Genomic DNA, 8,598 nt, shown 5'->3' on the forward strand with positions numbered 1-8,598 from the left:
TGGTCGAGGGAATCAACAATAAACTTAAACTAATAAAACGGAGAGGCTATGGCTTTAGAAACTTTCGGAATTTTTGGGTTAGAAGTATGTTATCTTGGCATCTTGTCTGTTGATTTAGCATAAAGGGTAACGAAGAGCCTTAATCAAATTCATACTTAATAATTCTTGCAATAATTATTCGTTGTTGATCCTTCATCTAATTTCAAGTTTCTTTGACAATAAAAGGGACTGGATAAATCCTATCAATTCTAAATAAAACTGTTGTTTGACGATTTTCCCAAACTAATTTTTCAATGATAACATCTGCGTAGGCAACCCAATGTTCATTTACCAAAGGAATGGGAACATCAACAGGAATAATTCTATAATCTTCTTTGCTCCCTTGATACTGTTTAGATAATTCCAAAATTTCTGGATAACCTTGAGATGGTTTTAAGTTTAAAATACTATTCACTTCACAGGGCATACCCATAAATTTTACCTCTTTATTTTCTGAGCAGAGGGTGAGCTATGAAAAGCTCACCCTAAACCTTCATACTAACTCAAAACACCAGAAGGAATCCCTAAGATATCCTCAATCTTAGGTAAATCTTCTAGGGGAATTACCCGGCCTTCATCCTCAAAACCAGCGATTTCATTAAAGTTCAAATAGCGGTATAAATCCCTGGCAAAAGGATTAATTTTCTCGGTGACAATTGCGAGGTATTCCTCGACGGTGGGAATGCGTCCTAGCAGCGCACAAACCGCTGCTAATTCGGCGGAACCGAGATAGACTCGCGCATCTTTTCCCATGCGATTATTGAAGTTACGAGTCGAGGTAGAAAATACCGTTGCTCTGTCTTCAACCCGCGCTTGATTACCCATACAAAGGGAACATCCCGGCATCTCGGTACGCGCCCCAGAAGCGGCAAAAATGCCATACATTCCCTCATCGCGCAATTGTTTTTCATCCATGCGGGTGGGGGGACAAATCCACAGTTTAGCCTTAGCAACTCCTGCTCCTTCTAATATCTTAGCGGCGGCGCGATAATGACCGATATTAGTCATACAAGAACCGATGAACACCTCATCAATTGTATCCCCGGCGCATTCCGACATTAACTTGATATTATCGGGGTCATTGGGTGCGGCGACAATGGGTTCTTTAATCTCGCTTAAATTGACGGTGATAATATCCGCATATTCGGCATCCTTATCCGCCTCCATCAGGACGGGACTAGCTAACCATTGTTCCATTTTTGCTACCCGACGTAGGATAGTTTTGGCATCACTATAACCCCGGGCCGCCATATTTTTTAACAGGGCCACATTAGAGCGTAAATATTCCGCCACTGTCTCGGTACTTAACTTAATCGTACAACCGGCGCAGGAACGTTCCGCCGTGGCATCGGTTAACTCAAAAGCCTGTTCTAATTTCAAATCCGGCAGCCCTTCCATCTCCATAATGCGACCGTTAAAAACATTTTTTTTGTTCTGTTTTTCCACGGTTAATTTGCCTTCTTGGATGGCGACGTAGGGAATAGCATTAACAATATCGCGCAGAGTTACACCTGGTTGTAATTCCCCCGTAAAACGCACTAAAACCGATTCCGGCATATCCAAAGGCATTACTCCCAAAGCGGCGGCAAATGCCACTAAACCCGACCCCGCAGGAAAGGAAATTCCCAGGGGAAAACGAGTATGAGAATCGCCTCCAGTCCCCACCGTATCCGGCAATAACATCCGATTTAACCAGGAGTGAATAATGCCATCTCCCGGACGTAAAGCGACCCCACCCCGGGTAGAGAAAAAGTCGGGTAATTGGTGATGAGTTTGAATATCAACCGGTTTCGGATAGGCTGCCGTGTGACAGAAACTCTGCATGACTAAATCGGCGCTAAAACCTAAACAGGCTAACTCTTTTAACTCGTCCCTGGTCATCGGACCGGTGGTATCCTGAGACCCTACCGTAGTCATAATTGGGTCACAGGAAGTACCCGGCCGCACCCCGGGTAAACCGCAAGCTTTGCCGACCATTTTTTGCGCTAGGGTGTAACCTTTACCCGTATCACTAGGCATAGTTGGACGGGTAAATAGGATACTAGCCTCAAGTCCCAAGGCGTGACGGGTTTTATCGGTGAGACTGCGACCGATTAAGAGGGGAATACGACCGCCGGCGCGCACTTCATCCAGAATTGTCTCGGGTTTGAGGCTAAAAGTGCTAATAGTTGCGCCCGCTTCGTTGGTGATTTTGCCTTCGTAGGGATAGATTTTAATCACATCCCCCGTGTTCATTTGGCTAACATCGCATTCAAGCGGTAAAGCGCCGGAATCCTCGGCCGTATTAAAGAAGATAGGGGCGATTTTACTGCCTAAAATATAGCCACCAGCACGTTTATTAGGTACAAAGGGAATATCATCGCCAATATGCCAGAGAACCGAGTTAATCGCCGATTTTCGGCTGGAACCAGTCCCAACCACATCCCCCACATAGGCGACCGGATGGCCTAATTTTTTCAATTCGGCAATGGTTTCTAAGGACCCGGGTTGACGGGTTTCTAACATTACCAAGGCATGAAGGGGAATATCGGGCCGGGTGGTGGCATGGGGAGCGGGAGATAGGTCATCTGTATTGGTTTCTCCGGGTACTTTGAAGACGGTGACGGTAATTTCTTTAGCGAGTTTCGGTTTAGCGATAAACCAAGCACCATTGGCCCAAGCATCGATAACCTGTTTAGCATAGGGATTGGTGTCGGATAATTCCAAAACCTCGTTAAATGCGTCGAATACCAGCAGGGTTTTACTTAAAGCGCTGGCAGCGGCAGCGGCGATATTAATATCTCTGGATTTCAGCAGTTCAATCAGAGAATGAACGTTATAACCGCCGACCATGGTTCCCAGTAAGCTAACCGCACCCTGGGGGGAGATAACGCTAGATTTTATTTCACCTTTGGCAATTCCTGTTAAAAATCCCGCTTTAACGTAGGCCGCTTCGTCAACTCCGGGGGGAACACGGTCACGCAGCAGGGTCAGCAATTCTCCTTTGAGTTCTTCGGACGGATTTTTGAGTATTTCGCATAATTCCGCCGTTTGTTGAGCATTGAGGGGAAGGGGAGGGATACCTAATTTCGCTCGGTCGGCAACGTGCTGATGATACGCTTCTAACATAGGTCTATTGTCTCCTAGTCTTCACTTGTGACGGTTTCTTCCTAGGTTACTGGATTTTTGCTAGTCTCGGAATTTCTAGGTTAACGAGAGATGACTTTGCTGTGCGATTTCCATAAAATGAGAAAATAGCGATCGATTGACTATATTGAGGCTTAGATAATGGCTATCACCGATTCTGATCTAGATTTAGCACAATATATCGACCATTCTCTCCTCATCCCCACCGCCACCCGTGAACAATTAGAGGCTTACTGTCAACAGGCCGAACAATATCGTTTTCCCACCGTCTGCGTTTATCCCGCTGCCGTTAAGCAAGCGGTGCAGTTACTCCACGGCAAAAAAACTTTAGTTTCTACCGTAATTGGTTTTCCCGCAGGGGCCACTACCTCCGCAGTTAAACGTTATGAGGCTTTAGAAGCCGTAGATAATGGTGCCAAGGAGTTAGATGTGGTTATTAATCTCGGTTGGCTAAAAGATGGGAAATCTGAGCAATTATTCCAAGAAATTGCTAGTATTTGTCAGGAAACCGGCCAGACGGTGAAAGCGATTCTGGAAACCTCGCAACTGACGGACACCGAGAAACGTTTAGCGGCGGAAATTTGCATGGATGCAGGAGTCAGTTATCTAAAAACCAGTACCGGCTGGTTTGGAGGTGCAACGGTTAGCGATGTCAAGTTTCTCAAGGAAATTAGCAAAGGCCGGGTAGGAATTAAAGCATCCGGCGGAATTCGCACCCTAGAACAAGCGATCGCTCTTATCCAGGCCGGGGCCACTCGTCTGGGAACTTCCCGCGGTGTCGATTTAGTCCGTCAGCAAAAGGCCGCCTTTGAGGAGTAAAATGCAGTGGGCTGCCCGCGCATTTAAATTGCTTGTTGAGTAGGTTGATTCATGAATCAACCTACAAAGCACTATGTTTTGACAAATTTTCAGCTATATATTTCCGAGAAATCGACTAAAAACGTTACCAGATAAGGATTTGAGAGAATGACATAAGAGAGAATCAAACGACCCCAGGGTAAGAGGGGGTGAGGAAGATTCAGCTAATCTAATAATAGGCGGTTAAAATGCCTCTTAGCTGACGGATGACATTCAATAAAAATAAGGGGGTTTATTTGCCGATAATTCGCTGTGGTAATCGAGAATTTAGAGATATTCAAGGGATTGTTTTTGATAAGGACGGTACGCTAGAGGATTCGCGAGCTTTCTGGTACGATCGAGCTATAGCCCGGATACAAGCCATTGAATCGCAAATTCCGGGTTTAGAGTCTTTATTAACCAAAACTTTCGGTATTGGGGCAAATAGTCTCAATCCTGCTGGTTTAATGGCAGTAGGCAGCCGCAGAGATAATCATATCGTCGCTGCCGGTTGTATTGCTTCCACCGGCCGGGATTGGTTAACGGCAATTGCGATCGCAAAAGCGGCCTTTCAAGCGGCCGATGAAAAGGTTCCCCCCCGCTTAAATCCCCTCTATCCCCAATGTTTAGAAGTAATTCGTTATCTGCACGCAGCCGGTTTACAATTAGCGATTCTTTCCTCCGATACCACAGCACGAGTTGAGCAATTTGTCAAGGAAAATGGCCTATTAAATTATATTAAAATTGCCCAGGGATGCGATCGAGGTTTAAGTAAACCGGATCCCTTATTATTGCAAGAAACCTGTCAAGCTTTGGGGACCGCAGTGGACAAAACCCTGATGGTGGGGGACACTAAGGCCGATTGGGAAATGGCTAAACAGGCAAAATCAGCAGCAGCGATCGCAATTAGTTGGCAACCGGAAAACCATCAAGATTTACAATTAGCTGATGTGGTCATTAGAGAACTTACTGCCATCTCGGTTATCAGTTATCAGTTATGATTTTAGCTGTTAGGAGTCAGGATTCAGGAGTCAGGAGTCAGGAGTCAGGAGACAGGAGATAGGAGATAGGAGATAGGAGATAGGAGTCAGGAGACTATTTTTATTTGTTTTCCCTGCTCCCTTCTCCCCACTCCCCACTTCATAATTCATAATTCATAATTTATAATTCCCGCTCCCCACTCCCTACACCCCACACCCCACACCCCACACCCCCATTCATAATTCATAATTCATAATTCATAATTTCCACTTCCCCCCACCTCCCCACACCCCAATTCATAATTCCCTCTATGCTAACAATTGCCTTACCGAAGGGTGCTTTACTAAACGAAAGTATCCAAATATTTCAGAAAATTGGCTTAGATTTTAGTGCCTTTCTTGACTCAAAAAATCGCCAATTACAGATTACTGATCCCACTAACCAAGCGAAAGCGTTATTAGTACGAGCAACAGATGTACCAGTTTATGTAGAATACGGTCAGGCACAATTAGGCATCGCCGGTTATGATGTTTTATTGGAAAAATCTCCCGATGTGGCTAATTTAATTGACCTAAAATTTGGTTACTGTCGGATGTCGGTAGCTGTCCCTGCTGATAGTCCCTATCAAAGTCCCTTAGATATTCCCCATCACGGTAAAGTGGCCTCAAAATTTGTCAATTGTGCTAAGGATTATTTTCGTCGTTTAGATATTCCCGTCGAGATTATACCTCTCTATGGTTCCGTAGAATTAGGCCCGATTACGGGGATGTCAGAAGCGATAGTTGACCTAGTTTCCACCGGTCGAACTTTACGCGAAAATGGTTTAGTAGAAATTGCCGAATTATTTGCTAGTAGCGCTCGATTAATCGCCCATCCCCTCAGCTATAGACTAGATCGCGATCAGATTTATAACTGGGTAGAAAAGCTCAGTTTAGCTAATCAGCACCCCCCTTATTAAGGGGGTATCAAGGGTAGGGTTGATTCATGAATCAACCCTACCTTGAATCAACCCTACCTTGAATCAACCCTACCTTGAATCAACCCTACCTTGAATCAACCCTACCTTGAATCAACCCTACCTTAAATCAACCCTACCTTGAATCAACCCTAGGGATCAAGGGGGGATTAAAGGCAAAATCTATTTAATTAGAACCATTTACTTATTTCCCCCTAACCTAATTGTTTTAAGAGCAAACCAATAAGCGCACCAGCAAGAATTAACCAAGTAGAATTAATCTGAAAACGTAGTAAAAGAATAGCGGAGATAAGAGATAAAATAATAGCCAATAAATTAAAAGTTAAATTACCGTAGGGTTGTAACCAAGTAGCTAGAGCTAAATTAAAAATTACTGCTACCATTAAAGCCACGGCACTAGCATTAATTGCGTCTAAAAAAGCCGCTGCCCAAGCGGATTCTCTCAGTTTAGGAATGAGAGGATTAAGTAATAAAACAAAGATAAAAGAAGGAAAGAAAATCGCTAGAGTCGCCACAATTGCCCCCGATACTCCTAATATTTGATAACCGATAAAAGTGGCTGTAGATAACACCGGACCGGGGGTAAATTGACCCACAGCAATGGCATCTAATAATTGTTGCTGGGTTAACCATCCTCTCCCCTGCACTAAATCCCCTTCTAAAAAGGCAACTAACACATAACCACTACCAAATAAAACACTACCCACCTTGAGGAAAAATAGCCCTAATCCTGTTAATGTCGGTGGGATATTGCTAGGAGTAGCAACCGCCGTCGCACCGCCTATTCCTGCCACAATCAGGGGAAAAGTTGCGAATTTTTTTAGGATAAACATCCCGATAATTCCGCCTAACAGTAAAGCGATAATTTCATTTAAACCTAAGATTAATAATCCGATAACTCCCAATCCGATGAAGAGTAATTGACGGGTTTTCAGTGCCTTTTTGCCTAAGCGCCAGAGTGCCTGAAAAATCACCGCAATTACTACCGGTTTAATCCCCGCAAAAATCGGAGCGACATCGGGTAAAGTCCCGTAGGTAGTATAAATCCACGCTAGAAAACCCGTAATTAACACCGCAGGAGTAATAAAACAAACCCCCGTGATTATTAAACCCGCTAAACCCCCAAAAATATAACCGATATGAATCGCCATTTCCGTGGAATTGGGACCAGGAATCAGATTAGTGGCCCCCACCAAATCGAGAAATCGCTCCTTGGTCATCCAACTGCGACGCTTAACCACTTCTTCCTCCATTAAAGCGATATGGGCAGCCGGACCACCAAAACCGATAATGCCGATTTTGAGAAATAAAAGGGCAAGTTGCGAGAGATTGGGAGGCGATGAAGTCAGCATTTTCTGATTACCAATAGTTTTTCTAGAATCAAGTTTATATCCAAGAATATAGGCTTAAGTTAAGGCTGCATCTCAATTTTGTAGAAATATCTATATTATATTGGGCGCACGCAGTTCGATAAACTCACTAACCACGATGCGCCCCTACCATTGGGGAATCATATAATTACGGGGGCGAATGCAATTCGCCCCTACAATAATATTATTGCACCAATGGTAGGGGCGCACTGCGTGCACCCAAATGGTATGAGATGTACCCGTTTTACATAAACTCAATCATAAATATTTAATAAGCTAAACGGCGCTTAACCTGCATGATCCAATAGCTATAACCCTTTTGGAGTCTATATCGGTGATCCGAAGTAAAAGCCGTTTAGCTTACTACCGTTAAAGTAAATTGGCTCTTCGGTTTGTCTTATGCAACGTACAGGGTTATAAGGAATGAAACTCTTATAGGGAAAGACATTTGGCGATTTTTGTTAATTGTTTTCGATCTAGAGCGAACTAATCAATTAAATCTCTTGCCAGATAAGGATTTAGTCGATTTATGCCACCCTATCGAACCATACTAAGTAACGAAGAACCGAAACTATTATGTCTGAGTCACTAAAACAACAGAGACAAGCACCTAGTTTAAAGTTAATTGGAATATTAGAAGATGGTAGTGCCAAAAATTTTGTCTACGAAGATCCCGAAAAAAAGAACAAATCCAGCTTTATTGCTCGAATAAAGGCTAAAATACAACAAAAACTCAGACCATCAGCTAATTAGTTCTTATGTATTTGCCAGATCGTTTGTACACAAGGGGGTTATCTACCCCCAGATTTGTTTTTATAGTCATGACCGATTAGTTTGATACATTCTAGATATATGAAACTCTTATCCTGTCGAGTATTAATATTCTCAATCTTAATTGAAATCGTTGGTTTTGAGGATGAAGGCTGGGTAATTCCCCTAGAAGATTTACCTAAAATTGAGGATATCTTAGGGATTCCTTCTGGTGTTTTGAGTTAGTATGAAGTTTAGGGTGAACGATGAAAAGCTGACCCTATTGACGATTTTTGTGACCAAGGAGATTAAAATCATGAAATTAGACCAATTTGAATATATTTCTAATCGAGGCGAACCTAATGAATGGCGAATTGATCTGACAGGGGGACAAGCAAGCTGAAAAGCTTATGTAGCATAAAATACAGACACAGACTCCAAAAAAAGATAAGTCATATTTACCATATATGACCTAAATAACGAAAATGATAAGTGAACTATACCAGAAAGTGTTAGAAA

General features: G+C 43.2%; 9 protein-coding genes. 6 read left to right on the forward strand and 3 right to left on the reverse strand.

Going from position 1 to position 8,598, the window contains the following annotated elements:
- A partial coding sequence (locus IM456_RS00550) for a transposase (RefSeq protein WP_071784045.1) occupies window positions 1-113 on the forward strand: 113 nt, incomplete at its 5' end.
- Window positions 114-202: 89 nt separating this feature from the next.
- Here IM456_RS00550 and IM456_RS00555 read toward each other — a convergent pair.
- Both IM456_RS00555 and acnB read right to left on the reverse strand, forming a co-directional pair.
- Entirely contained in the window at window positions 203-472 is a 270-nt protein-coding gene (locus tag IM456_RS00555; protein ID WP_149988587.1) for a DUF2584 family protein, read from the reverse strand.
- Between the two features lie 65 nt (window positions 473-537).
- A complete protein-coding gene (acnB, locus tag IM456_RS00560; protein ID WP_287693522.1) occupies window positions 538-3,147 on the reverse strand; it encodes a bifunctional aconitate hydratase 2/2-methylisocitrate dehydratase in 2,610 nt (869 codons plus the stop codon).
- Window positions 3,148-3,306: 159 nt separating this feature from the next.
- Here acnB and deoC point away from each other — a divergent pair, with 159 nt between their 5' ends.
- The 3 genes from deoC to hisG all read left to right on the forward strand — a co-directional run bounded on the left by deoC (window position 3,307) and on the right by hisG (window position 5,941).
- A complete protein-coding gene (gene deoC / locus IM456_RS00565) occupies window positions 3,307-3,984 on the forward strand; it encodes a deoxyribose-phosphate aldolase (protein WP_149988591.1) in 678 nt (225 codons plus the stop codon).
- Between the two features lie 245 nt (window positions 3,985-4,229).
- Window positions 4,230-5,003 (forward strand): HAD family hydrolase, encoded by a 774-nt coding sequence (locus IM456_RS00570; protein ID WP_287693519.1) that lies wholly within the window; start codon window positions 4,230-4,232, stop codon window positions 5,001-5,003.
- Between the two features lie 290 nt (window positions 5,004-5,293).
- Window positions 5,294-5,941, forward strand: a complete 648-nt coding sequence (gene hisG, locus IM456_RS00575) for an ATP phosphoribosyltransferase (RefSeq protein WP_149988713.1) — start codon at window positions 5,294-5,296, stop codon at window positions 5,939-5,941.
- A 212-nt stretch (window positions 5,942-6,153) separates the two neighbouring features.
- Here hisG and chrA read toward each other — a convergent pair whose 3' ends face one another.
- A complete protein-coding gene (gene chrA / locus IM456_RS00580; protein WP_149988711.1) occupies window positions 6,154-7,311 on the reverse strand; it encodes a chromate efflux transporter in 1,158 nt (385 codons plus the stop codon).
- A gap of 594 nt (window positions 7,312-7,905) precedes the next feature.
- On the opposite strand from chrA, the gene IM456_RS00585 reads away from it, so the two are divergent.
- Both IM456_RS00585 and IM456_RS00590 read left to right on the forward strand, forming a co-directional pair.
- The gene (locus IM456_RS00585; RefSeq protein WP_172970583.1) at window positions 7,906-8,082 is read left to right on the forward strand and encodes a hypothetical protein; all 177 of its coding nucleotides are present in this window, start codon (window positions 7,906-7,908) and stop codon (window positions 8,080-8,082) included.
- Between the two features lie 99 nt (window positions 8,083-8,181).
- Window positions 8,182-8,325, forward strand: a complete 144-nt coding sequence (locus IM456_RS00590) for a hypothetical protein (protein ID WP_172970582.1) — start codon at window positions 8,182-8,184, stop codon at window positions 8,323-8,325.
- Window positions 8,326-8,598 lie beyond the last annotated feature (273 nt).

This window comes from Microcystis sp. M079S1, assembly GCF_020246425.1.
Classification (GTDB): domain Bacteria; phylum Cyanobacteriota; class Cyanobacteriia; order Cyanobacteriales; family Microcystaceae; genus Microcystis; species Microcystis aeruginosa.

Bases quoted from the DNA above. Each gene is read 5' to 3' on its own strand.
- IM456_RS00555 (WP_149988587.1), bottom strand. From the start codon at position 472: ATGGGTATGCCCTGTGAAGTGAATAGTATTTTAAACTTAAAACCATCT.
- acnB (WP_287693522.1), bottom strand. From the start codon at position 3,147: ATGTTAGAAGCGTATCATCAGCACGTTGCCGACCGAGCGAAATTAGGT.
- deoC (WP_149988591.1), top strand. From the start codon at position 3,307: ATGGCTATCACCGATTCTGATCTAGATTTAGCACAATATATCGACCAT.
- IM456_RS00570 (WP_287693519.1), top strand. From the start codon at position 4,230: ATGACATTCAATAAAAATAAGGGGGTTTATTTGCCGATAATTCGCTGT.
- hisG (WP_149988713.1), top strand. From the start codon at position 5,294: ATGCTAACAATTGCCTTACCGAAGGGTGCTTTACTAAACGAAAGTATC.
- chrA (WP_149988711.1), bottom strand. From the start codon at position 7,311: ATGCTGACTTCATCGCCTCCCAATCTCTCGCAACTTGCCCTTTTATTT.
- IM456_RS00585 (WP_172970583.1), top strand. From the start codon at position 7,906: ATGTCTGAGTCACTAAAACAACAGAGACAAGCACCTAGTTTAAAGTTA.
- IM456_RS00590 (WP_172970582.1), top strand. From the start codon at position 8,182: ATGAAACTCTTATCCTGTCGAGTATTAATATTCTCAATCTTAATTGAA.